The sequence below is a fragment of the Mesorhizobium sp. M1A.F.Ca.IN.022.06.1.1 genome, from assembly GCF_003952605.1.
Classification (GTDB): domain Bacteria; phylum Pseudomonadota; class Alphaproteobacteria; order Rhizobiales; family Rhizobiaceae; genus Mesorhizobium.
On sequence record NZ_CP034455.1, the window covers coordinates 4,811,720 to 4,836,038 of the forward strand.

Consider the following 24,319-nt stretch of genomic DNA (forward strand, 5'->3'; position numbering starts at 1 on the left):
GACATCGCTTGAAAAGCAAGGCTTTGCGTTAAGTCTCGCGCAACCAATGCGGCCTACAATCGAGCATCGGATGTCGAGGGGGATGACATGACGCGCAAGCCGACACTGCTCTTTGCCTTCCCGGCTTTCATGCTGTTCCTGCTGGCGGCGGAACGGACGGCGACGTTTCTGCTCGGAACCTATTCGGCCAGCCCGACCATGTGGCGCATCTGGCTCGAGCTGCGCCCCTTCTCGACGATGTTCTGGCAGCAGGTGGACTTCTATCTCGGCGGCTCGATGGCCATCGATGCCGCCGTCATCGTCGTTGCGTCAGGCGTCTGCTGGATGGCTTGCCATGCCAAGAGATCCGCCGGCTTCTTCCTCGCCAACCATGCCGCGCTGATGTTCGCCGGTCTGATGATAGCAGCCGGCAGCCATTCGGAAACGGCGAGCACGATCGCCACCTTCACGGCGCCGCGCGGCTTTCAATTCTCGCTGGCGATCGACTTCAGCTTGAAAAACTGCATGGTGCTGTGCCTTGGCCTTGCGGCCTGCGCCTATTGCCATGTCGCCTTCCTGCGCGAGGCGAGGCTGCGCGCCGAAGCCCGCGCCGTCCGCATCCTGGCGCTGCAGCGTGATCTGTAGACCCCGCTGATCGGAATGCCTTCCGCTATCGCCCGATGCCGCGTCAGTTGATCTTCTTGTAGTAGACTTTGCCGTCGGCCTGCTGGATGCGCTGATAGGACGGATTGGGTCCGGGCGGCGCGGCCTTGCCCTTGAATGCCGGCGCGCCGACGGAGGGGTTTTCACCTGCCGAGGCCTCGGCCACGGTCGTGTTGGCGAAACTGGGCTCTGGCGCCCGCGGGGTTTCGGCATCGGCGGCGACGGGCTGGCGCTGCTCAAGCCGGGCAAGATTGCCGTTTATCTGGCCGAAACTCGCCTGCAGCTGCCGGTCCAGCGTCTCGAACCGGCTCTGAAAGCCGTTGTTGACGGTATCGATGCGCGCGCCGATCCTCTGCTCGAACTGGCCGAGCTGGTCCAGCCGCGCCTCCAATGCCCGAAGGTCGTTGACGCCGCGATAGAGATAGAAGGCGGCGGTGACGTTGATGGCGGTGACGAGGACCGCGCCGGCCGCGACCACGCCGATGGTTCTCGCCCGGCTCGGCCTGCCCGGCGCCTTTTCCCGTTCGCTGAGTTCGATTGCCGGAATATCCGCCTCGCTGATCATCGTCATTCAACCACCACCTTTGCGCCCACCGCGACGCGCTTGAAGAGATCTATCACATCCGTGTTCGTCAGCCGAAAACATCCGGACGTGCCGTCGAAGCCGACACCTTTGGGATCGTTGGTGCCATGGATGCGATAGAGCGTGTCGCGCCCGTCGCGCGACAGATAGAGCGCCCTGGCGCCGAGCGGATTGTAGGGACCGGCGGGCACCATCGCCGGCAGCTCCGGCTGGCGGACGCGCATTTCTTTGGGCGGGCGCCATTCCGGCCATTCGGTCTTGGCTGCGACCTTGACGGTGCCGGTCCAGCCGAAGCCGTCGCGGCCGACGCTGATCTGGTAGCGCAGCGCCTGGCTCTTGTTCGTGACCAGATAGAGCGCCTTCTCGTTTTTGCGGATGATGATCGTTCCCGGCTGCTCGCCGGTCTGCAAGGCGACCGTCTTGCGCAGGCTGGGGCCCATGGCGGAAAGCGGCGGCAGTCCCGATCCGGCTTCCGCGAGATCGCAAGGCACCGCCAGCGCGATGCCGATCAGGCAGGCGCCGGCCAGGCGTGTCGCTATCCGCCGCATTTGCGTTCTCGCAATTCCTGATGGAAAACCGCTGCCCGGATCTCCTGGAGTTGCTCTAGCGCTGGGCATTGTCCAGCCGCTCCTTGAACATGCGCTTCAGGTCCTTGTTGAAGCGGGCCCGCCCGTCCACCTCCGAGGGCAGTATGGCGCGGTTCAGCGCGTCGGCCAGCAGCGCGTTGTCGAGCACCAGCGACTTGATGTGCGGCGCCTTGAAGATCTTCTCCAGCTCGCTGCGCGAGAAGTGGTTGCCGAACCATTTGCGCTTGTGCTTGTTGGCGACGAGCGTGATCGAGACGCCGTTGCCGCGCAATTCGCGGATCTTCTTGTAGAGCCGCTTGCCCTGCCTGAGCGAGGCGACGTTGAGCTCGAAGACGATGAAGATCTCGTCGCTGGTGCGCAGCACCGACTCGTGCCACGGCGTCTCGATGTTCGGCAGGTCGATGACGATGTCGTCGAAGCGGTAGGCGACGAGGTCGAGCAGCCGGAAGACGAAATCGGCGCCGCGCGGCTCGAACGGCAATTGCGGCCGCTCGAAGGAATAGAGCGTGAGGCCCGATGGCCGCGACAGCTTGATGACGTCCATCAGCTCGACATCGAGCCGCTCGGGCTGGCCGATGATGCCGGCGAGGTCGAACTGGTTGAACTGGTTGAGATAGGCGCCGCAATTGGCGCTCTGGAAGTCGAGGTCGACCAGGCAGGTCGACGCCGCCCGCTCGGCCGATTTCGACGCGAGGTGCTCGGCCGCCGAGATGGCCAGCGTCGTCGCTCCGGCGCCGCCGCTGGCGGCAATGAAGGTGACGATGCGGCTTTTGGTGCCCTGGTTGCCGGTGTCGTGGAAGGTGACGGCGTTGAGCAGCTCCTTGGCGTCGAGCGGCTTGTGCAGCCAGTCCGACGCATTCATGCGCACCAGCACCCGCGTCTGCTCGGACGTCAGCTCGCCCGAGACCGCTATCAGCGGCACCGAAGCCCAGGTCGAACGCGCCTCGACAAGGGCATTGTTGCCGAGCAGCTCGCCGTCGCCGAGATCGAGGATAATGATGCCGGGACGTGCATCGACCGGCGGCCCCTTGAGGAACTCGACCGCCTCCGAAACCTTGACGTCGTAGATCGCCAGCGCGTCGAGCCGCGTGGTTACATCGTGCCTGAAATTCGCATCGGACGAAAACAGCGCGACCTGCTTGCGTTTCGTCGGCAGCACTCTGGTGTCGATGGCGTTCATGGCGATGTACTCTTTAAATCTTCACCCGTTACTGTACTGAGCATGGAAGGCATGGTCATATCGCCGAACCCGAGCAGACCGCCCAGGAAAAAGAACTGGAAGTTGATGTTCTGCAGGCTGACGGTGATGGTCGGAACCGGGCCACCTTGCCGTGTCTGATAGCCTAGGCCAGTAGCTGCATAGGTCACGACGATGTTGTCGCGATTCAATCTAGGAAAGAACTGACACATACCGGGGCGTTGCCCTGGCTGCACGACAGGACAAGTATTGTCGTTGGTCTCGGCGGTGTCACCGCGAAAAATTCGACTGAAAGCGGCGGAATTGAATATCGCCGTATTGCCGTTGCACGAGCCCGTACTGCCAGAATATTTGCATTGGAATGAGTACGTTCCGGCGGTGATTGGCGCCCCCGGATTTGTAGCTGGATCGGCCGCCGCAAGTGTCATTGCGTTTACGGCGGGATCCGAGATCGACGCCAAACGTGCGCCTACCTGTACTGCCTTGGTCGCCGCGTTCCATTGATAGAAGGCATAGCCAAAATCGACGAAGCCGAGGGTGAGGGTAAGCAGCAAAGTTATGGCGATGGCCATTTCGACCATCGCCGCTCCCTCCTCCGATCTTGCGAACCGCTTGAGCATCATCAGAATCGGATCAACCGCTCCTGATGACTGGCCGTCAGCGTGATTGGGCCGATATTGAGCAGCGACAGCCAGCCGACGCCACTATAATTGATGGTGCCCGAGGCCGTGACGATGCAAACCTGGGACGTCGTCGATAGGTAAAGGACGGTGCCAGTGCCGGGATCCACAGTGTTTTTGCAGTCGGCCGGATCGGCGATTGTCACCGTGACATCCGATGTCGTCCAGCCTTTGATGCGCGCCGGCGGGGTCCCGGCCACATTGCCGAAGACGATGATGTTGGTGGCGACATTGGCGCAGTTGATCGCGGCGAGCCCGGCATCGGTATAAAGCTGGCTATTGCAGCGCGCGGCGAACCGCGCGCCATCGCTGAGCCCGGCTTCCATTAGAAGCTTCTGATGGATTAGATTGCCGAACTCGAACACGCCTGCCGACAGGATGAACATCAGTGGCGCGACGATCGCCATCTCGACCAGCACGGTGCCGCGCTCATCTCGGCGGAAACGACGGACCATGCGGGACAATGCCTGCGCCATGGCTGTCACCGATAGAGCTGCGCTTCGTCGCGCAGGAATTTATCAAGTGTCCCTTGGCCCTCACGACCGGTGACGTCTACAAGCTCGACCCTGATGGTTTGGTCCGAACCGCTTTCGACCGTCTCCGTGATAAAAAAGCTGGCGAAGGCCTCGACTGGTAGCGGCGGTGAGGAGTTGCCACCGCCCATCAAGCCGGCCGCTGCCAGGGCCTGACAATTCAGGATGGCGCCATAGAGGATGCGGCGGTCTGGATTGGAGACCGAGTTATTCGAACAGGCCGGTGTCCCGCGCTCACCGCCGTTCGATGGGTGGTTAACGATGCCCTGCGCGATTTCGTAGCGGTAGACGCTGTAGCGGGTCGGCTGGTTGGTGTTGCTCGCCGGGTTCACGCCATCGGCGCCGACGGGTTTCGAGACGCTGACAGGGTTGGTCGTCGTTGCAAAATTGGTGCTCCAGTACTGGTCAAAGTTCCAGTTGCCATCACCCACGCGGCCGTTCGCTATCGAGCAGCCGGTCGAAAAGCAGTTGTCGCGCGGGAAGGCATCATACTTGGTAGGGTCTGGCGGGCTGGCGAGATCAGCGTTGCAAGCATTCCCATTGCCCTTCGACGGCATCTGATAGCCTTTGCGCACGTTTTCGCCCGGCGCGTAGTCGGCATTGTTCTTATTGCCGTTCATCGACCCGTTGTAGACGTCGAAACGCACGTTCAAAGCGTCTCGGACCGTGGCGATGAAGCCCGGTCGCAGGAGGACGCCGCGCGAATTGTAACAGGCTGCCGACTTGGTCTTGGCGATCATGTCCCTGATCGCATTGGCGCCGCCGGTACCGTCCGGTGGTTGCAGGAACCCATAATTTCCAGGCGAGTTCTGCGCCGTATTGCCTCCCTGCTGGCGCAGCTCGATGAGACGGCGCCGCTTTGTTGGGTCAGCCGCCACGGAATAGATGGTGTCGCCCGAGCCCTCGTACGGGTTACAAATATAGACCGGCGTGAAATCGCAGACGCCACGGGTGAAGCCGGCAACCGAAACCGATCCCACGTTGAAGGAGTTGTCGCTGGTGTTGCCGCTGATGAACGAGATCGGGAACATCGACCAGAACCCGACCGGTGTGGCGGTGACCTCAATGTAGCGGGCCTCGAGCGCCCCGGCCACTTCGTCTGTGATGATGTTTGCGGACGTGATAGGAAGAATGTCTGAGGCTGGCAGCGACCGCAGGTAGCGTCTGGTCACACCGGCAGCCTGAAGAACCTGGTCGACGCCGGTTGGACCGGAGAATCTGTAGTGGTTGGTCACCAGATTTGCGAGCGCCCTATCGGCCCTGGTGATTGAATCGGCGCGGCCGTCGAGCTCGGCCGCGGCGGCGAGCGCCATGGCATCAGAGCCCTTCTGCAGATCATTGTGCAGGTTGTTCGCGCGGCTCATGTCTATAGCAAGGACCGAAAGACCAACAATAGCCGGCAGCATGATGGCGACAAGAATGAGCGCTATGCCCCCTTGGTCGTGCCAGAACGCGCGAATAACCCGCAGCATGGCCTTACCCTTTACCCCTATGTAGCAGGCTCCTCGAACGCCCGCTTCACCGCCTCATTTCACTCATTGCTCGCGCTCGACGTTCCAACCGTCATGTTCGTTGCCGGTGCCGCCGCAGCCGTCGGCGGAAGCTTATATTTCTGAACGACCGCGACGGACCGCGCCCCGTCGCCTTCGATCTTCGTGTTGTTGGAAGCTGGATTGTACGGATCAACCGTCTGCAGCAGCTGGTTGGCTTTCTGCGAATCGCCCGACGCTAACGTCATCGTGTCGTAGTTGTTCAGATAGTCCGCGGCGCAGCCTCCAAGCAGGCTGGAACCGAGCAGGACGAACAGGAGCTTATTTCTTGACATAGACCAGCTTGTCCTTCGATTTCACATCCAGCATGTGGCCATAGGGACCAGTGACGCCGTCGCCCAGCTCATACTTCCTGATCATGTCCTTGCTGACTTCGAGCTGGCCGAGCAGGAAAAGTTCCGGGTCGTTGGCCGGCCTTGTCTTGTCGAATGGCGTCGCCAGTTGTTCGCCGGGCTTGACCGGCCGCACCAGATGCGGCGTGACGATGACGACCAGCTCCGTCTCTTCCTTCTGCGTGCTCGAATTCTTGAACAGCGCCCCGATGATCGGCACCTGGCCGAGCCATGGCACCTGGTCTTGAAGCCTTGTGTTCTTGCTGGAGAGCAGCCCACCAACCGCGAAGCTCTGACCGTCGCGCAGATTGACCACGGTTGCCAGCTTGCGGTTGGTGAAGATCGGATCGCCGGCGGGAGTGAAGCCGGTCAGGTCGCTCACTTCCGGCGCCAGCTTCATATGGATCTTGCCGTCGTCGAGCACGACCGGGGTGAAGTTCAGATTGACGCCGAACTGCTTGAACTGGATCTCGATCTCACCCTGGCTGTTGACACTGCGGATCGGCACTTCGCCGCCGGCGTTGAAACTCGCGGTTTCGCCGGAGACCGTGGTGAGATTCGGTTCGGCCAGCAGTCGCACCAATCCCTTCGACTCGAGTGCTTCGATATACATGTCGACTTTGATGTTGCTGTCGATGACGCGCGTCAGCAGTGCTCCGAACGGAGTGGAGTTGGAAAGGAGGCCACTGAGCAGCGTCCCTGACCCAAGCACTGCACCGTCTTCATCGACCGCGGCAATGCCAGTGCCAACCTTTGACGTTCCGCTCCTGTTCGTGCTCTTGAATGACACGCCTAGGTCACGGCCGGCATTTCGCTTGGCCTCCAGGATGCGTACCGAAAGATTGACCTGCTCGCTGTCATCGATGGTGACGGCGTTGATGATCGAGTCCGGCCCATATTGCTGCGTGACCTCGACGATTTGCGCCAGGGTCGCGGCGTCCTTGACATGGCCGCTCAGCCGAACTTTGCCGTTGATGGAGCCGATTTCGATGCGCGCCTTCGGCGCCACCTGGCGGATGGCGGCCGCCATGTCGCTGACATCCTGGCCGACCTCGATCTGGATGGCGCCCAGCGAGCGCTTGTCCTCGGAAAACAGATTGACGGTGGTGGTGCCGAGGCTCTTGCCGATGATGTAGAGCGTCTTGTCTGTCATCGGCTGCGCATCGGCGATCTTTTCGTCGCCAACGACGATGTCGCCCAGTGTGGCGTTCACCTGGATCGTCGCCGATTGCGAGACGGGGATGAACACGCGGTGTAGCGACGGGCTCGACACGTCGATAAAGCGGTCGGCTGCATGAACCGCGAAACTCAACGGCAATGCACAGGACAATACCAAAGCAGCCGCCGTAAGTGGTCCCCAGAACGCACGCATCTACGCTACCCCCTCGCTGGCTGATTCGGACCCCTCACCCTAATATGCCAGCGTTACTTTTGTCGCGGCACATCGTATGTTTCGAGTTTTACACCTCGAAAGACACCGATTGTAGCGCGGGCCGGCGGTTCCGGCTGCACATATTTGACGACTTCCTTGACAACTTGTTGCACCTGTGGTTCGGGCGCAACAGCAGGCGTCGGCTTGACTTTGCTCAATTCGTCAATCTGGCTTCCGACCCGCTCCACCGCTTGGGCCAATCCATCGATCTTGTCGTTGGCGCGCTTACGCTCTTCGGCGGCGGCGGCTTCCGCGGCCTTCTGCCTGTCGAGTTCCGCCTGCCGTTTGGCAACGTCCTCCGGAGTATCGCCGACCAGGTCGGCGAGCGTTACTCGCTCTGTCGTTTCTCCCCGGCTGCCTGCTGCCTGCCTCAGGGCCAACGACAACTGACCCGCTCCGGCGGCTAAAGTCAGCTTCTGCGCGTCCTTGGTGTCGACTTCGACCGTCACTGCCTTGGCCACGGTCGGGCTGTCCTTGCTTTCGTCGGCGACCTGGTCGATTGCCAGCACCTTGACGCTCTGCAGGAGCACGTCGACAAAACTCTTTTCCCCGCCGCCTCCGTCGCGGACCGTGCGCGTCAATAGCACATCGACCCGGTCGCCCGGGAACACGAAGCCGGCGACGCCCAGCACGTCGTTGACGCGAATGGACACGGCCTTCATGCCCTCTCCCAGCACCGCCGACAGGGTGGCCCGCTGGCCTGGTCCGGTGATCTTGGCTGAGAGGATCGGTTCGTTGGCACTGATGGATTGTAGCGCCTGCCTGGCTCCATTGCCGGCCAAGGCATCCTTGATAGTCTTGAAAGACCCAGACGGGACTGCACCGGCGGGCCAAGGAATTTCGCGCAATTTGTCGGCGCTCAATGCATCGCCGAATTTCAGCGGCATCGCCGCGACTACGATGGTGCTCGCTTGCACGCCATTGGATTGCGCCATGGCGTTGCGCTGGTTGGCCAGCCAGATATTGGCGAGCACGACAGCCAAAACACCGAACACGCCGGCGAGAACAATCATTATAACTGTATTGGCGCGCATGAGCCCAACCCCAAGGCCTTATTTTGTTCGACCGCATCGCCCGACGCGGCCCGTCCTAGTTGTCAGGCCCGGATTGCCTTCACCGGGCCTGACAACCTCGCGTTGCTTAGCTGCCGACGCCAGCGCCGCAGGTGCCAATGCCGCTGGCATTCAAGGTGGTGCACAGGCCGGTAAAGCGGCCGTTCACCCACAAGCCAATGCCGACGATGATGAGAATCGCAGCGCCAGCAATGATGCCGACCAGAATAGAATATTCGACCATGGCAGCGCCGTTTTCGTCGTCGCGGAACTGCCGGGCCATCGTCATGAGCTTCTTCATGCCAATTTCTCCCTTTGGAGGTTTGAACCCGACGAGACAGAGCCAAGGAATGAACCCCATACCAAAGCATCCCCCGTCACGTTCAATCCTTGTCCCACAAAAAAGGCGAGTCAAACGGATTAACAGTCCCTTAACCTTTCAATACTGGATTTTTCACTCCTTCAGTTTTTACAAATGCTTGATTCGCTTCGATTTTCAACCCGTCTTAACCATTCATTCACAATTCGGCCACAACCGTGCCGTCCCGCGTACAACATTAGATATATAACATATCCCTTTATATTAAGGAGGTTAGAGGGCGCATTGCCACGGATATCGGCAAAGGTCCTAGGACCTTGGTCGGTAGGGAGAGGCAGTGCAAAATAAAACGGTTTCTCATAGCTCGATTTCTTAACTATGTAACAAGTAATACATCTAGTGTGGCCTTCAGGCCGCTTGTGCCCGTCGTGGTTAATGCTTAGTTTCAACGTCGGGGAAATCAGCAGGGTTCGGTGACATGTTGGGGCGCTTCATCAAAGGATCGAATGAGCAGCGGGCCCCGCAGCCGGCACCAGTCGTCCCTGCATTGAATGGACCGGTGAACGTTCTCGCGACAGAAGCCGATCAGAATGACGATTTCCTGACGCTCAAGGTCGAGCTGCATAGCCATCTCATTGACCGGTTCAACCTCGCAGTTCTCGAAACTGCGTCAAAGGACGAGATCCTCAATGAAATCCGGCCGATCGTGCGTGAATTCGTACGCGGCCGCAACGTGCCGTTGAATGCGCGAGAACTGGATCAACTAACCAGCGACACGGCGGACGAGATGCTGGGGCTGGGTCCGATCGAGCCCTTGCTCAAAGATGATTCGATCGCCGATATCCTCATCAACACCCACGCGCGAGTATTCGTCGAGCGCCGCGGCGTGCTCGAGGAGACCTCGATTCGCTTCCGCGACGAGGCGCATCTGCTGCGCGTCATCAACAAGATCGTTTCGAACATTGGCAGGCGAGTCGATGAATCCGCGCCGATGGTCGATGCTCGCCTGGACGACGGCTCGCGCGTCAACATCGCGGTCCGCCCGATCTCGGTCGACGGTCCGCTGGTGTCCATCCGCAAATTCTCCAAGCATCCCTATTCGCTGGAACGCTTGATGGCATTTAATTCGATCCGCCAACCAATGATCGACCTTCTGCGGATCGCCGTGCAGGCGCGCAAATCGCTCCTCGTTTCAGGCGGCACAGGCAGTGGCAAGACGACGCTGCTCAACGCGCTTTCGAGCTACATACCGGCCAAGGAACGCCTAGTTACGATCGAGGATGCGGCGGAACTGCAACTGCAACAGCCGCATGTCGGTCGGTTGGAAACCCGCCCCCCCAATGTCGAGGGCAGGGGGGAGGTTCGCCAGCGTGAGTTGTTGAAGAACGCGTTGCGCATGCGGCCGGATCGCATCATCGTCGGCGAGGTGCGCGGCGAGGAGGCCTTCGACATGCTGCAGGCCATGAACACCGGCCATGAAGGCTCGATGACGACAATCCACGCCAACACGCCGCGCGATGCCATATCGCGCCTGGAGCAGATGGTCGGCATGGCCGGTATGCCGATGACGCATGAATCCATCCGCGCTCAGATCGCCTCCGCCATCAATATCATCGTGCAGACGCAGCGCCTTTCCGATGGTGGCCGGCGCGTCGTTTCCATCTCAGAGATTACCGGGATGGAAGGCAATGTCGTCCAGCTCCAGGAGATCTATCAGTTCGTCCGTCGGGATGTAGCCCCGGACGGCACCATTGTTGGCGAGTTCCGCGCAACCGGTGTTCGCCCACGATTCGCTCAGGAGGCGATAACGCTAGGACACCATTTCGCAAAAGACGCTTTCAATCCGCAGGTTCCGCTTTGATGCCGACGGGTCAGACTCTACTTTACTTCGTCTACGTTTTGGCTGCTGCGTCAGTTATCCTCGCGGCCGAGTCGTTTTATTTGTCCTACGCTGCGCGCCGTGTCCGAGCCGGTACGATTAATCGACGTCTCGCGCGGCTCACTGAGGAAGCCCCAGCGGAACAAGCGCTGCAGGGCTTGCTGCGAGAGCGCGGATTGACGGCGTCCGGTGACTACATTTTCGGCATGATCGCCTTGAACCGATTGTATACGCAGTCGGGTGTCACTGGAAATCCCTTAGTATTCGCTTCGCTGTTTCTATTGGCAGGACTGGCGTTGGCACTGATGTTGCCAATGATGTTCGGGTTTTCGTCGGTGGCTGGGCTGTTGGTCTTTTTGATTGTGGGGATCGCGCTTCCGTTGCTGGTGCTACGGCGCGCGCGCAACAAGCGCATCCAGAAATTTGCTGCACAGCTTCCCGACGCACTCGACATGATCGTGCGTTCGCTGCGAGCCGGGCATCCCACAACTGTAGCCATGGGGCTTGTCGCTCGCGAAATGCCGGACCCGCTCGGCACCGAATTCGGTATCGTTTCGGACGAGATCACATTTGGGCTTAGTCTTGAAAATGCGGTTCGAAAACTGTCGCAACGCGTCGGTTTTGAGGGCCTGCACCTGCTGTCGGTGTCCTTATCGATTCAGGCCAAGACTGGCGGCAATCTTACCGAAATCCTCGCAAATCTCTCAACCGTGTTGCGGGAGCGCCAGAAGCTACGCTTGAAGATCAGGGCATTGTCTGCTGAAGGCCGGGTCTCGGCCTGGATCATTTCCTTGTTTCCACTAGTGATGTTCGGCCTCCTCATGATTATCGCTCCCAGCTACTACGGTGACATTTGGAACAATCCTCTCCTAATGCCTGCTTTCGTGATCTTTGGGGTCTGGGCCCTGCTGGGTGACTTCATTATGTACCGCATGGTCAACTTCGATTTTTGACGGGAGCATAAACCTGTTTTCGAGTATCCAGAATCTAGGCTTCCTGATATCCATCGCAGTGTTCCTGGCAGCGGCGGCCCTTTTCCTGTTCGTCGCGCTGATCTTCCTCCCTGCACTTCAAACCCGGAAGCTGGTCTCGCAGAGCTTACTGTCAGAAGGGATCGCCAGCCGCCGATCGCTTGCCGGGCAGGACCAACTCGCCAAGATTGCAGCTCAGCGTCCAGTCGATGCATATTTCCGTTCGGTCGAGAAGGAGCGTGGTGAACCGAATGCCCTGGAGGCAAAGCTCTTTCGCGCAGGATTCTATCAGTCTAGCGCACCGGCTGTTTATACGCTGTCGCGCATCGCGGCCGTGGGCATTGGCTTTCTTGGTTGTTACGCTGTCGTCCACCGCAAATTCCAGGAATTTTTGTATTCGCAGTGGCAGCTCTGTTTGGTCTTGCCTGCTTAGTCATTCCCAGCATCGCGCTCGATCGTTTCGAAAATGGACAGAAGGAAACTTATCGTCGTGGGTTTCCCGATTTTATGGACATGATGATCACCTGCGCCGATGCCGGCATGAGCTTGGAGGCGGCTGTCGAGCGTGTGACAACTGAGTTGGCCGGCACGCATAGATGGCTTGGCATCCAGTTGTCGATCATGAACCTGCAACTGCGAGCCGGCAAGCCTCTTCGGGAGGCCCTACGCGACCTCGCCGATCGACTGGGGCTTGAGGAGGCGCGCGCTCTGGCCGTGCTGTTCCGGCAGTCGGAAGAACTGGGCACGAGCCTCACGGAAGCTCTACGCGTCTACAGCGACGAGATGCGCAGCAAGAGAATTCTGCGCGCCGAAGAGCGGGGCAACGCGTTGCCGGTGAAGATGATGATACCGCTCGGCGTCTGCGTGTTTCCTGTGGTTTTGATGATTGTCCTGTTGCCGATCATCATTCGAATGAAGGGCATTTTCTTCTAAGCCGTCGTATGCTTAGGTTCTGAACTGAGTCGGGGGACCCCTGGGGGACAGAATGACAGGGAAAATACGCCTCGCGGCCGCTGCTGGTGTGTTGACTATGTTGCTGGCCGGTTGCCAGACCGATCCCAGCGACGGTGTCGTGCGCACCAACGAACCCGCGAAAGGCGATTACACCGCCTTCGGCGACGCCTTTGATGGGCTGAAGACGGTCAGCGATGTCGACTACTATGCCTCGGACCAGGCGGTCACCGAGGCCAAGACCCAGTTTCGCTCCGAGAACTACGGCAATGCCGGCGCCTTGTTCTACAAGGCGACGCGGCTGGCGCCCAACGATGGCGTCGCCTGGTTGGGCCTCGCCGCTTCCTGCGACCGCATTCGTCGTTTCGATCTTTCCGACATGGCTTATAGGCGGGCCTACAAGCTGCTCGGTGCGACCCCTGAATACTACAACAACGTCGGCTATTCCTATCTCCTGCGCGGCAAGCTGCAGGACGCGCGGGCGAATTTCCTCAAGGCCTATGAACTCGCCCCCAACGATCCAACCGTGGCCAACAATCTGAAGCTTCTGTCGTCCAGCGTGCGGAACATCGAGCGGTCATGAGCCTTTTGCTTGCCGCGTCGCTGCTGCTCAAGGCTTTAGCCATTCCACTGCTTGCTAGGGTCGCCTGGGTCGATTTCTCGACCCAGAAGATCTCCAACCGCGACGTTCTACTGTTGCTTTGCCTGGGCCTCGGTTCGCTCCAACTTTTGTCGGTTCAGGCGGGGTCATGGTGGGACATGGGCTTGAGCGCCATTGCCGGCTTGGTCCTGTTCATCGCGCTCTTTCCGTTCTGGGTTCTGCGCAAGGTCGGTGCCGGCGATGTGAAGCTGATGGCGGTCACACCGTTTCTGATTGGAGGAAGCGGTCTCGTCGTCTTTTCGGTGTTTCTGCTGGGTTTCGCAGTCGCTACAGCGGTCCTGGTAAAAAATCCTTTTCTTTTGCCGGCCGGGATGTTCCGCCATTATGTGCAGCACCTGGATCGCAAAGGCGTCGTGCCTTTCGGCGTGCCAATCTCGGCAGCTGCGATCTGCACGATCGCGTTTCAGATCTATGCCAATGTGGCACTGGCCAGTAGCTCCGGGGTTCTAGGGCAGCTTAACTAGCCAGCGCTTTCAAAACCCCGCGGTCTGTTTCTCCACCAGCTTCAGTCTACCTTTCTCCACCTTGAAAAATGGCATCGATCTTTGGCTCGAGCCGTCGGCGCGGAAGCGGAACAGGCCGGTCGAGCCGCGGAAGCCGCTGGCGTTCTCCAGCACCTGTTTGGAGAAACCGTTCGGGCCGACCGAGCTTGCTATGCCGGCCGACAGCGCCACCATGTCGTAGGCGTAGGCGACGTTGACGTCGGGCTGATAGTTGTAGGTCGCCTTGAAACGGTCGGCGATCGGTCCGGTCTCGCTCTGGTCGAGCGTTGCGATATAGGCGCCCTCATAGAGCGGATCGATCGGGCGCTCGAGCCAGCGTTCGGTGCCGATCAGGCTCACCGCCTTGCCCGGAATACCCTTCGCCTTAAGGGCCGACAGCACGGCGACAGGGCTGCCGTCGCCGCTGGCGACGACGACGGCGTCGGGGGCCTCGACCAGCGAGCCCATGTCCGACACCACCTTGGCGGCGTCCGACGCCGAATAGGGAAGCGTCACGGCAAGCGTTGCGCCATAGATGCTGAGCGCGTTGGCGACCCGCGCCTCGACGGCGCCGGCGTTCGCGCCCGCCGGCACCAGGAGCACGAATTTCTTGGCGCCCTTGCTGGCGACCGCTGCCGCGCCCGCCGCCGCGCTGTCGGCTTCGCTGAGCCGCACCGCATAGACGCCCGGGCCGCCGGCGAAATTGTCGGCCAGCGCCAGCACCGGCGGCCGCTGCGTGCCGGAGAGCTTGGCAAGGTGCTGCGCCGCCGCAAGCTCGGCCGGCCCGATGACGATTTTCACGCCGCCCGAAGTGATCGCCTTCACCGCCAGGTCCTTGGCATAGCGGCTGTCGCCGCGCGTGTCCTCGATGGTCAGCGTCACCAGCTTGTCGCCGAGATCGGCCATTGCCAGCCGCGCGGCATCATACATCTTCCTGCCGTTCTCGCCCGCGCTGCCGGGGGCGGAGAGCGGCAAAAGCATGGCGATCTTGGTCGAGCCCGTGCCGAGCGTCAGATTGCCCTTGGGAGCGGTCGCTGCGGAACTGGCGGTCAGCTGCGCGGGCGCGGCGGTGTTGGCACCGGCCTGGCTTGCCGGAGCGGCGATCGCCGCGGGATCCAGCACCTCCGATGCGCCGTTCTTCGACTGGCAGCCGGAGATCGCCGCGACCACGGCAAAGGCGAGCGCCGGGGCCATTCCAGGAAAAGTGCGCAGCGGTTTCCCGTCCGCAATTGCGCAAAAACGCATAGCCGGAGCAGTTCGGCGTTTCCCGGAAACGATGAACCGCTCCAACGCTCGCGAAAACCCGCGTCGGAAAAGCCGCGCTACGCCGGCATGCGTGGCGACCTGCGCCGGTCGCACGCAAGCGTCGGCCTCGGCCCAGGCTCTCTTGGCCATCATCGCAGCTGGTCGGCGCGCCCGTCAGCTCAGTGCATGTACTCGACCATGCGGTCGTGGAAGCATTCGCACTTGTTGAGGTAGTCCTCGTCCTTGTAGTTGGTCTTGAGATAGCCATAGGCCTTGCCGCAGGCGACCTTGGCTTCCGAGGCCCAGACGAAGGCGGGGCGCGACGAGTTGATCCATTCCGGGCTGTTGGCGACGGCGACCGATTCGTCCATCAGCTTCACCACATGGTCCTTGAGCTCGACCATGTTGTCGGTCAGCACCAGGTCCGAGGTGCCGACGGTGCGGCAATAATTCACCGCCGGCTCGCCGATGATATCTGCGGCAAAGCCGGTCGATCCGGCGAGCAGCACCGCCACGGCCGAAGCCAGCAGTCTTACGGAATGTTTCATGTAAGCCCCTCTCCAAATTGCGAATTCACGGTTCGCTAACGCTTAGCATAGCAGCACGGCCGCGCATAAGCACTAAATCGTGGCCGTGTGCTGTTGATGGTTCGAGTCGTCGTAAAGAATGTTGATCGTTCCGGCGGCAGGCGCGTTCTGAAGAACGGCGACATCGACGAAGTTGGCGGGATTGCCCGAGCCGCTGGCGTCCACGCTCACCGTATTGGTTTCGCTGTTATAGTGGACGTAGTTGTTGATATTGCCGGCAGGCGCGGTGTCGAACAGGGCGCTGAGGTCGATCTTGTCGCCCTCCGAGCCGTGGTAGTCGGTGATCAGATCCTTGATGTCCAGGCTGTCCAGCTTGAACGTATCGGCGCCCGAAGTGCCGGCCATGGTCGACGCAGCTCCGGAAGCGGCGCTGTCGAAATTGCCGAAGCCGATATCGGCGACCGCGCCCGTCTCGCCGTTGGCGGTCGTGAAAGTTGCTTCGCCATAGGTCAGGACCGAGCCGTCGGCCGAAACCGAATGCTGGTTGTTGCTTTCCAGTCCGATCTCGACGATGCCCAAAGCGGCAAGGCTCTTGAACTCACCTGGGTCCGACACGCCATTGCCATTGGCATCCTGCCAGACACCAAATTGCGCGAAGTCGTGGTCGGCGGCGGTCAGCTTGCCGTCATGGTTCGTGTCGTAGACCTGCTCGAGCGCGGCAAGGTCGGTCGCAGCACCCGGGGCGTGTTGGGTGAAGGCGATTTCCGAACCGTTGTTCACCTTGCCGTCGCCATTGAGGTCGATCGCCAGGATACCGTCATGCGAATCTACCCAGGCGGTCTTCGAGGCGACACCATCGCCGTTGTAGTCGAACGAAACGGTGGAGTGCGTGAGATCGGTGGTCTGGATTCCGTCGTGGTTGAGGTCGAGCACCACCGGGGTGGCGACGGCGAAAGGCGTCAAGCCGTCTTTGACGTGAACAGTGAAATTCGCCGTTCCAGTCTGGTCGCCGTCACCGTCCGTAAGCTGCAGCGTCACCGGAATGGTGTGGTCGACCGTGGTCGATGTCACACCGACGTCCGTGAGGTTGAGCTTGGTCTTGCCCGAAGACTCGTATGCGTCGACCCAGGCGATCTGCAGGCCTGCAGGCGAATTGATCGTCAGCGACGTCGCACCGGTCGTTGGAATGAAGGAAGCGGTGCTTCCGTCGGTGTAGTGGGCGACGAACTCGACCTTGTTGCTGGCGCTCACTGCGTCGAACGAAAATTTGGCATAGCTGACATTCGCCATGGTGATGGCCGGGGGCGTATAGCCGCCGGCTCCGTCGTAGTCGTTCGGCGCACCGAAATCGAAGCGCATGAACTCGCCCGCGTCGAAGTTATTGTTGCCAAGTCCCCAACCGGCGGTCGAGCCGTTGACGTTGGACGTCTGCGCGAGCGACGGATCGCCGCCTGCCAGCCAGGCAGCCTCGTGAGCTCCAGTGAAGATGCCGCCGGCATCCGTGGGCGCCCAGCCGGTCACCATGACGATGTTCTGACCGCCGGCCGTCACGACGATGGAGTTGCTGGGGCCGGCGCCGAATGAACCGCTCGAGGCAATGGAGACATTGCTTGTCATGCCGTCAAGTTTGGCCAGCAGATCGAAGGTGTATTGCCCCGAGGTGCCGGCCGCGGTGTTCACCGTGACCGTGAAGACCGCCGTGTCGCCGGCGTCATGGCTTCCGTTGTTGTTGTTGTCGGCGTAGGCCGTCAGCACGTTGCCGACCTGCTCTGTGACAAGATTGTGCCCATTGGAGGTCAACCCGGTTGTATTGACCGTGATCGTCATGGCCGCGCCGGCGCCGTCAGCACCGGGAACGAAATTGATGGCCCCGACGGCGGGCGTCTGCGCGGGGTCGTTGCTGGCCTGCTGGCCCTGCACGCTGTTCAGCGTCGGCACGTCGTCGATGATGTTGGCCGAGAGCGTGCCGGTGGCGTTCTGGCCGTCCTGGTCGGTGAGCGAGACGGTCATGTTCTCGAACAGGCTGTTGGTGCCCTGGCCGGCGGCATGCGTCTCGTTGTCGTTGAGCGTGTAGGTGTAGCTGACGACGCCGGTTGCGGCATTGTAGCCGGTGACGTTGAGCGTGTTGCCGAGCGCCGTGGTGAAGGAGCCGGCGCTGAAGACGCCGTTGGTGATGAAGGCGTGGCCGTCGATGCTGAGCGTGGCGATGCCGTCGGGCGAGGCAATGGTGAAGGTGCCGCCCTGGGTGGTGCTCTCCTTGGAGGTGTCGGAGCCGGCCGATTCACCGGCGCCGCGGCTGGCGAGCAGGTCGTCCTCGTTGACCGTCACGTCGCCGCCATTGGCTGCCGGCGTCAGGTCGGTGATGGTCGGCGGCGTGTTGCCGATCGAGATGGTCAGCGTGGTGTGCGAGGTGTCGCCGTCGCCGTCCTTGATGGTGTAGGTGAAGACGTCGTCATGGCCGCCGGCGGTGCCGGCGTCGCGGACATAGGTGTAGGAGCCGTCGGCATTGAGCGTTAGCTTGCCGTAGGTGCCCTGGATGACGGAGCCGACGGTGGCGGCGCTGTCGAGATCGGCATTGGTGTTGCCGGCCGCGACGCCGACCACGGTTGCGCCGTCGGCGCCCTTGGTGTCGGCGCCGGCCGCATTGCCGTCGCTGCCCGCGCCGGTCATGACGTTGCCGCCGATCGAGGCGAACGAGCCCGCAGGCACGGCATCGGTGTCGGCGACCGCGGTCGGCACGTCGTCGACGATGTTGACGGAGAGCGTGCCGGTGGCGTTCTGGCCGTCCTGGTCGGTGAGCGAGACGGTCATGTTCTCGAACAGGCTGTTGGTTCCCTGGCCGGCGGCATGCGTCTCGTTGTCGTTGAGCGTGTAGGTGTAGCTGACGACGCCGGTTGCGGCATTGTAGCCGGTGACGTTGAGCGTGTTGCCGAGCGCCGTGGTGAAGGAGCCGGCGCTGAAGACGCCGTTGGTGATGAAGGCGTGGCCGTCGATGCTGAGCGTGGCGATGCCGTCGGGCGAGGCAATGGTGAAGGTGCCGCCCTGGGTGGTGCTCTCCTTGGAGGTGTCGGAGCCGGCCGATTCACCGGCGCCGCGGCTGGCGAGCAGGTCGTCCTCGTTGACCGTCACGTCGCCGCCATTGGCTGCCGGCGTCAGGTCGGTGATGGTCGGCGGCGTGTTGCCGATCGAGATGGTCAGCGTGGTGTGCGAGGTGTCGCCGTCGCCGTCCTTGATGGTGTAGGTGAAGACGTCGTCATGGCCGCCGGCGGTGCCGGCGTCGCGGACATAGGTGTAGGAGCCGTCGGCATTGAGCGTCAGCTTGCCGTAGGTGCCCTGGATGACGGAGCCGACGGTGGCGGCGCTGTCGAGATCGGCATTGGTGTTGCCGGCCGCGACGCCGACCACGGTTGCGCCGTCGGCGCCCTTGGTGTCGGCGCCGGCCGCATTGCCGTCGCTGCCCGCGCCGGTCATGACGTTGCCGCCGATCGAGGCGAACGAGCCCGCAGGCACGGCATCGGTGTCGGCGACCGCGGTCGGCACGTCGTCGACGATGTTGACGGAGAGCGTGCCGGTGGCGTTCTGGCCGTCCTGGTCGGTGAGCGAGACGGTCATGTTCTCGAACAGGCTGTTGGTTCCCTGGCCGGCGGCATGCGTCTCGTTGTCGTTGAGCGTGTAGGTGTAGCTGACGACGCCGGTTGCGGCATTGTAGCCGGTGACGTTGAGCGTGTTGCCGAGCGCCGTGGTGAAGGAGCCGGCGCTGAAGACGCCGTTGGTGATGAAGGCGTGGCCGTCGATGCTGAGCGTGGCGATGCCGTCGGGCGAGGCAATGGTGAAGGTGCCGCCCTGGGTGGTGCTCTCCTTGGAGGTGTCGGAGCCGGCCGATTCACCGGCGCCGCGGCTGGCGAGCAGGTCGTCCTCGTTGACCGTCACGTCGCCGCCATTGGCTGCCGGCGTCAGGTCGGTGATGGTCGGCGGCGTGTTGCCGATCGAGATGGTCAGCGTGGTGTGCGAGGTGTCGCCGTCGCCGTCCTTGATGGTGTAGGTGAAGACGTCGTCATGGCCGCCGGCGGTGCCGGCGTCGCGGACATAGGTGTAGGAGCCGTCGGCATTGAGCGTCAGCTTGCCGTAGGTGCCCTGGATGACGGAGCCGACGGTGGCGGCGCTGTCGAGATCGGCATTGGTGTTGCCGGCCGCGACGCCGACCACGGTTGCGCCGTCGGCGCCCTTGGTGTCGGCGCCGGCCGCATTGCCGTCGCTGCCCGCGCCGGTCATGACGTTGCCGCCGATCGAGGCGAACGAGCCCGCAGGCACGGCATCGGTGTCGGCGACCGCGGTCGGCACGTCGTCGACGATGTTGACGGAGAGCGTGCCGGTGGCGTTCTGGCCGTCCTGGTCGGTGAGCGAGACGGTCATGTTCTCGAACAGGCTGTTGGTTCCCTGGCCGGCGGCATGCGTCTCGTTGTCGTTGAGCGTGTAGGTGTAGCTGACGACGCCGGTTGCGGCATTGTAGCCGGTGACGTTGAGCGTGTTGCCGAGCGCCGTGGTGAAGGAGCCGGCGCTGAAGACGCCGTTGGTGATGAAGGCGTGGCCGTCGATGCTGAGCGTGGCGATGCCGTCGGGCGAGGCAATGGTGAAGGTGCCGCCCTGGGTGGTGCTCTCCTTGGAGGTGTCGGAGCCGGCCGATTCACCGGCGCCGCGGCTGGCGAGCAGGTCGTCCTCGTTGACCGTCACGTCGCCGCCATTGGCTGCCGGCGTCAGGTCGGTGATGGTCGGCGGCGTGTTGCCGATCGAGATGGTCAGCGTGGTGTGCGAGGTGTCGCCGTCGCCGTCCTTGATGGTGTAGGTGAAGACGTCGTCATGGCCGCCGGCGGTGCCGGCGTCGCGGACATAGGTGTAGGAGCCGTCGGCATTGAGCGTCAGCTTGCCGTAGGTGCCCTGGATGACGGAGCCGACGGTGGCGGCGTTGTCGAGATCGGCATTGGTGTTGCCGGCCGCGACGCCGACCACGGTTGCGCCGTCGGCGCCCTTGGTGTCGGCGCCGGCCGCATTGCCGTCGCTGCCCGCGCCGGTCATGACGTTGCCGCCGATCGAGGCGAACGAGCCCGCAGGCACGGCATCGGTGTCGGCGACCGCGGTCGGCACGTCGTCGACGATGTTGACGGAGAGCGTGCCGGTGGCGTTCTGGCCGTCCTGGTCGGTGAGCGAGACGGTCATGTTCTCGAACAGGCTGTTGGTTCCCTGGCCGGCGGCATGCGTCTCGTTGTCGTTGAGCGTGTAGGTGTAGCTGACGACGCCGGTTGCGGCATTGTAGCCGGTGACGTTGAGCGTGTTGCCGAGCGCCGTGGTGAAGGAGCCGGCGCTGAAGACGCCGTTGGTGATGAAGGCGTGGCCGTCGATGCTGAGCGTGGCGATGCCGTCGGGCGAGGCAATGGTGAAGGTGCCGCCCTGGGTGGTGCTCTCCTTGGAGGTGTCGGAGCCGGCCGATTCACCGGCGCCGCGGCTGGCGAGCAGGTCGTCCTCGTTGACCGTCACGTCGCCGCCATTGGCTGCCGGCGTCAGGTCGGTGATGGTCGGCGGCGTGTTGCCGATCGAGATGGTCAGCGTGGTGTGCGAGGTGTCGCCGTCGCCGTCCTTGATGGTGTAGGTGAAGACGTCGTCATGGCCGCCGGCGGTGCCGGCGTCGCGGACATAGGTGTAGGAGCCGTCGGCATTGAGCGTCAGCTTGCCGTAGGTGCCCTGGATGACGGAGCCGACGGTGGCGGCGCTGTCGAGATCGGCATTGGTGTTGCCGGCCGCGACGCCGACCACGGTTGCGCCGTCGGCGCCCTTGGTGTCGGCGCCGGCCGCATTGCCGTCGCTGCCCGCGCCGGTCATGACGTTGCCGCCGATCGAGGCGAACGAGCCCGCAGGCACGGCATCGGTGTCGGCGACCGCGGTCGGCACGTCGTCGACGATGTTGACGGAGAGCGTGCCGGTGGCGTTCTGGCCGTCCTGGTCGGTGAGCGAGACGGTCATGTTCTCGAACAGGCTGTTGGTTCCCTGGCCGGCGGCATGCGTCTCGTTGTCGTTGAGCGTGTAGGTGTAGCTGACGACGCCGGTTGCGGCATTGTAGCCGGTGACGTTGAGCGTGTTGCCGAGCGCCGTGGTGAAGGAGCCGGCGCTGAAGACGCCGTTGGTGATGAAGGCGTGGCCGTCGATGCTGAGCGTGGCGATGCCGTCGGGCGAGGCAATGGTGAAGGTGCCGCCCTGGGTGGTGCTCTCCTTGGAGGTGTCGGAGCCGGCCGATTCACCGGCGCCGCGGCTGGCGAGCAGGTCGTCCTCTTTGACCGTCACGTCGCCGCCATTGGCTGCCGGCGTCAGGTCGGTGATGGTCGGCGGCGTGTTGCCGATCGAGATGGTCAGCGTGGTGTGCGAGGTGTCGCCGTCGCCGTCCTTGATGGTGTAGGTGAAGACGTCGTCATGGCCGCCGGCGGTGCCGGCGTCGCGGACATAGGTGTAGGAGCCGTCGGCATTGAGCGTTAGCTTGCCGTAGGTGCCCTGGATGACGGAGCCGACGGTGGCGGCGTTGTCGAGATCGGCATTGGTGTTGCCGGCCGCGACGCCGACCACGGTTGCGCCGTCGGCGCCCTTGGTGTCGGCGCCGGCCGCATTGCCGTCGCTGCCCGCGCCGGTCATGACGTTGCCGCCGATCGAGGCGAACGAGCCCGCAGGCACGGCATCGGTGTCGGCGACCGCGGTCGGCACGTCGTCGACGATGTTGACGGAGAGCGTGCCGGTGGCGTTCTGGCCGTCCTGGTCGGTGAGCGAGACGGTCATGTTCTCGAACAGGCTGTTGGTTCCCTGGCCGGCGGCATGCGTCTCGTTGTCGTTGAGCGTGTAGGTGTAGCTGACGACGCCGGTTGCGGCATTGTAGCCGGTGACGTTGAGCGTGTTGCCGAGCGCCGTGGTGAAGGAGCCGGCGCTGAAGACGCCGTTGGTGATGAAGGCGTGGCCGTCGATGCTGAGCGTGGCGATGCCGTCGGGCGAGGCAATGGTGAAGGTGCCGCCCTGGGTGGTGCTCTCCTTGGAGGTGTCGGAGCCGGCCGATTCACCGGCGCCGCGGCTGGCGAGCAGGTCGTCCTCGTTGACCGTCACGTCGCCGCCATTGGCTGCCGGCGTCAGGTCGGTCACGGTAGGCGTCGAGTTGCCGATCGAGATGGTCAGTGTCGTCGAAGACTGGTTTCCGTCGCCATCCGTCAGCGTGTAGTGGAATACGTCGTCCACCCCGCCCTTCGTCTCCGCGGCGCGGGTGTAAGTGTAGCTGCCGTCCGAGTGCAGCACCAGCGTGCCATACTCGCCGACGATCGACACTCCGGCGCCCGTTACCGTCTGCGCCGATCCCGCGCCGTCCTTGCCATAGGCCGACGTAACGCTCGCGCCGTCGGCGCCCTGGATATCGGCGCCTGTCGCGTTGCCGTCGCTGCCCGCGCCGGTGATGACGTTGCCATCGATCGACGCGTGTGAGCCCGAAGGCACGGCATCCGTATCCGCAACAGCAGTCGGCGCATCGTCGATGATGTTGATCACGAGGGTGCCGGGAGGTGCGGCATCGCCGTCGGAGTCGGTCACGCCGACCGCGAAGCTCACACTCGTGCCGTCGCCCGAAGTGTTGGTGTTCAGCGTGTAGCTGTAATTGATCGTGCCGGTGCCGGTAGCCGCGTCGAAAGAATAGCTTGCGGTCAGCGAGCCTGTGGCGTCGGTGAAGGTCTGCGCCGCGGAGGTCAGCACATGGCCGCCGAGCGTGACTTGCGCCACGCCGTCCGGCGAGGTGAAGCCAATGGTGCCGGAAGTGGTCTCGGAGGTGTTGGAGTTGTTGCCGGAATCGCCGTCGGCGATCTCGCCGGAACCGGCCGGCAATCCGCCGTGTGGCGGCAGGCCGGCTTCGTTGACGCTCGCTTCGCCAATGGTCCCGATCGACGGCGTGGAGTCCGGCTTAAGCAGGGACGGGAACAGTTCGCGGTTCTCCGGCTGTCCGAACGCCAATGCCGTTGGCGGCAAAAGTGCCGACAGGCCGAAGCCGTCGCCGATCCCGCCAGGCGGCACCGAGAAGTCTCCGCCGGCGCTGCTTGGCGAGCCATTTCCGCCGGCCGAGATCGAGCCGTCGGCGCCGAAGGCGACATCGACATGGCTGGCTTCGAGCGCGGCGATCAGGGCAACGCGCGGCACCTCGACATCGCCGATGATGAAGGTCGGTACGTTGAGCGCGCCGTCCTTGATGACGATCTCGGCGCCGTCCGGCTGCACCAGCACCAGATTGTGCCCGTCGACCTTGATGTCGTCGATCGAGACATTGGCCGGAAGCTTCACGACATTGCCTGCCTCGGCGTGATATTCATGCGCAACGTACGAGGCTGCCGTGTTCGGTGTTGGCGCGTTTCCGGCAGGGGCGTTGGCGGCAGGAGCGTTGCCGTCCGCCGCCGGCTTGGCTGTGCTTTGTGCGTTCTGGGCGTTGCCGTCGCCCTTTGCCGGCGCGCCGCTTCCCACATCGACCGGCACAGGTTCGCCGGCCGCTGGTGCCGTCTGGCCGCCGGAGGCCTGGGCGACTTGGACGCCCGAAATGACACCCGAAATCGGCTGTTCGCTGACAGTCGCGTGCTCGTCCGAGAAATTTGAAACGGCGTCGAATTCGATACTGGTCGTCATAGCTCAAGCCCCC

Annotated in this window: 20 protein-coding genes; 7 read left to right on the forward strand and 13 right to left on the reverse strand. The window is 62.6% G+C overall.

Translation table 11 applies throughout. The annotated features are described in order from the left end of the window. Positions 1-87: 87 nt before the first annotated feature. Positions 88-624, forward strand: a complete 537-nt coding sequence (locus EJ078_RS23050) for a hypothetical protein (RefSeq protein WP_127215757.1) — start codon at positions 88-90, stop codon at positions 622-624. Positions 625-667: 43 nt separating this feature from the next. On the opposite strand, the gene EJ078_RS23055 is transcribed toward EJ078_RS23050, so the two are convergent. The 10 genes from EJ078_RS23055 to EJ078_RS23100 all read right to left on the reverse strand — a co-directional run bounded on the left by EJ078_RS23055 (position 668) and on the right by EJ078_RS23100 (position 8,890). Then, on the reverse strand, positions 668-1,213 hold the full coding sequence (locus EJ078_RS23055; protein ID WP_127215758.1) for a hypothetical protein: 546 nt from the start codon (positions 1,211-1,213) through the stop codon (positions 668-670). Next, positions 1,210-1,773, reverse strand: a complete 564-nt coding sequence (locus tag EJ078_RS23060) for a L,D-transpeptidase (protein WP_208720835.1) — start codon at positions 1,771-1,773, stop codon at positions 1,210-1,212. The genes EJ078_RS23055 and EJ078_RS23060 overlap by 4 nt, the downstream gene beginning before the upstream one ends. A gap of 55 nt (positions 1,774-1,828) precedes the next feature. Then, on the reverse strand, positions 1,829-2,992 hold the full coding sequence (locus EJ078_RS23065) for an AAA family ATPase (RefSeq protein ID WP_095826445.1): 1,164 nt from the start codon (positions 2,990-2,992) through the stop codon (positions 1,829-1,831). Next, positions 2,989-3,591 carry a TadE/TadG family type IV pilus assembly protein gene (locus tag EJ078_RS23070; RefSeq protein WP_245322565.1) on the reverse strand — a complete coding sequence of 201 codons (603 nt, stop codon included), beginning with the start codon at positions 3,589-3,591 and terminating at the stop codon, positions 2,989-2,991. Before EJ078_RS23070 ends, EJ078_RS23065 begins: the two co-directional genes overlap by 4 nt. A 41-nt stretch (positions 3,592-3,632) precedes the next feature. Beyond that, positions 3,633-4,166 (reverse strand): TadE/TadG family type IV pilus assembly protein, encoded by a 534-nt coding sequence (locus tag EJ078_RS23075; protein ID WP_095826444.1) that lies wholly within the window; start codon positions 4,164-4,166, stop codon positions 3,633-3,635. Between the two features lie 5 nt (positions 4,167-4,171). After that, a complete protein-coding gene (locus EJ078_RS23080) occupies positions 4,172-5,695 on the reverse strand; it encodes a pilus assembly protein TadG-related protein (protein ID WP_095826443.1) in 1,524 nt (507 codons plus the stop codon). A 59-nt stretch (positions 5,696-5,754) separates the two neighbouring features. Continuing rightward, the gene (locus EJ078_RS23085) at positions 5,755-6,048 is read right to left on the reverse strand and encodes a hypothetical protein (protein WP_095826442.1); all 294 of its coding nucleotides are present in this window, start codon (positions 6,046-6,048) and stop codon (positions 5,755-5,757) included. Beyond that, complete coding sequence (locus EJ078_RS23090; RefSeq protein WP_245457073.1) at positions 6,035-7,417, reverse strand: type II and III secretion system protein family protein; 1,383 nt, start codon at positions 7,415-7,417, stop codon at positions 6,035-6,037. Before EJ078_RS23090 ends, EJ078_RS23085 begins: the two co-directional genes overlap by 14 nt. Positions 7,418-7,530: 113 nt before the next feature. Beyond that, positions 7,531-8,571, reverse strand: coding sequence for a Flp pilus assembly protein CpaB (gene cpaB / locus EJ078_RS23095; RefSeq protein ID WP_127215760.1), 1,041 nt, complete (start codon positions 8,569-8,571; stop codon positions 7,531-7,533). A gap of 106 nt (positions 8,572-8,677) precedes the next feature. Beyond that, positions 8,678-8,890 carry a Flp family type IVb pilin gene (locus EJ078_RS23100; RefSeq protein ID WP_095826439.1) on the reverse strand — a complete coding sequence of 71 codons (213 nt, stop codon included), beginning with the start codon at positions 8,888-8,890 and terminating at the stop codon, positions 8,678-8,680. A 496-nt stretch (positions 8,891-9,386) separates the two neighbouring features. Here EJ078_RS23100 and EJ078_RS23105 point away from each other — a divergent pair, with 496 nt between their 5' ends. Genes EJ078_RS23105 through EJ078_RS23125 form a run of 6 tightly spaced genes read left to right on the forward strand, consistent with a single transcriptional unit; the run spans position 9,387 to position 13,834 of the window. Further along, on the forward strand, positions 9,387-10,769 hold the full coding sequence (locus EJ078_RS23105; protein WP_095826438.1) for a CpaF family protein: 1,383 nt from the start codon (positions 9,387-9,389) through the stop codon (positions 10,767-10,769). Then, complete coding sequence (locus tag EJ078_RS23110; RefSeq protein ID WP_095826437.1) at positions 10,769-11,740, forward strand: type II secretion system F family protein; 972 nt, start codon at positions 10,769-10,771, stop codon at positions 11,738-11,740. Before EJ078_RS23105 ends, EJ078_RS23110 begins: the two co-directional genes overlap by 1 nt. 58 nt (positions 11,741-11,798) lie before the next feature. After that, complete coding sequence (locus EJ078_RS30525; protein WP_245458912.1) at positions 11,799-12,191, forward strand: hypothetical protein; 393 nt, start codon at positions 11,799-11,801, stop codon at positions 12,189-12,191. Then, on the forward strand, positions 12,161-12,691 hold the full coding sequence (locus tag EJ078_RS30530) for a type II secretion system F family protein (RefSeq protein WP_245458915.1): 531 nt from the start codon (positions 12,161-12,163) through the stop codon (positions 12,689-12,691). Before EJ078_RS30525 ends, EJ078_RS30530 begins: the two co-directional genes overlap by 31 nt. Positions 12,692-12,743: 52 nt before the next feature. Then, positions 12,744-13,292, forward strand: a complete 549-nt coding sequence (locus tag EJ078_RS23120) for a tetratricopeptide repeat protein (RefSeq protein ID WP_095814209.1) — start codon at positions 12,744-12,746, stop codon at positions 13,290-13,292. Further along, positions 13,289-13,834, forward strand: a complete 546-nt coding sequence (locus tag EJ078_RS23125; protein WP_095826436.1) for a prepilin peptidase — start codon at positions 13,289-13,291, stop codon at positions 13,832-13,834. Before EJ078_RS23120 ends, EJ078_RS23125 begins: the two co-directional genes overlap by 4 nt. Before the next feature lie 9 nt (positions 13,835-13,843). Here EJ078_RS23125 and EJ078_RS23130 read toward each other — a convergent pair whose 3' ends face one another. The 3 genes from EJ078_RS23130 to EJ078_RS23140 form a co-directional block, all read right to left on the reverse strand. Next, positions 13,844-15,046, reverse strand: coding sequence for an ABC transporter substrate-binding protein (locus EJ078_RS23130; RefSeq protein WP_127403728.1), 1,203 nt, complete (start codon positions 15,044-15,046; stop codon positions 13,844-13,846). A 230-nt stretch (positions 15,047-15,276) separates the two neighbouring features. Then, the gene (locus EJ078_RS23135) at positions 15,277-15,645 is read right to left on the reverse strand and encodes a hypothetical protein (RefSeq protein ID WP_066989339.1); all 369 of its coding nucleotides are present in this window, start codon (positions 15,643-15,645) and stop codon (positions 15,277-15,279) included. A 72-nt stretch (positions 15,646-15,717) separates the two neighbouring features. After that, positions 15,718-24,306 carry an Ig-like domain-containing protein gene (locus EJ078_RS23140; RefSeq protein ID WP_208720842.1) on the reverse strand — a complete coding sequence of 2,863 codons (8,589 nt, stop codon included), beginning with the start codon at positions 24,304-24,306 and terminating at the stop codon, positions 15,718-15,720. Between the last annotated feature and the right edge of the window lie 13 nt (positions 24,307-24,319).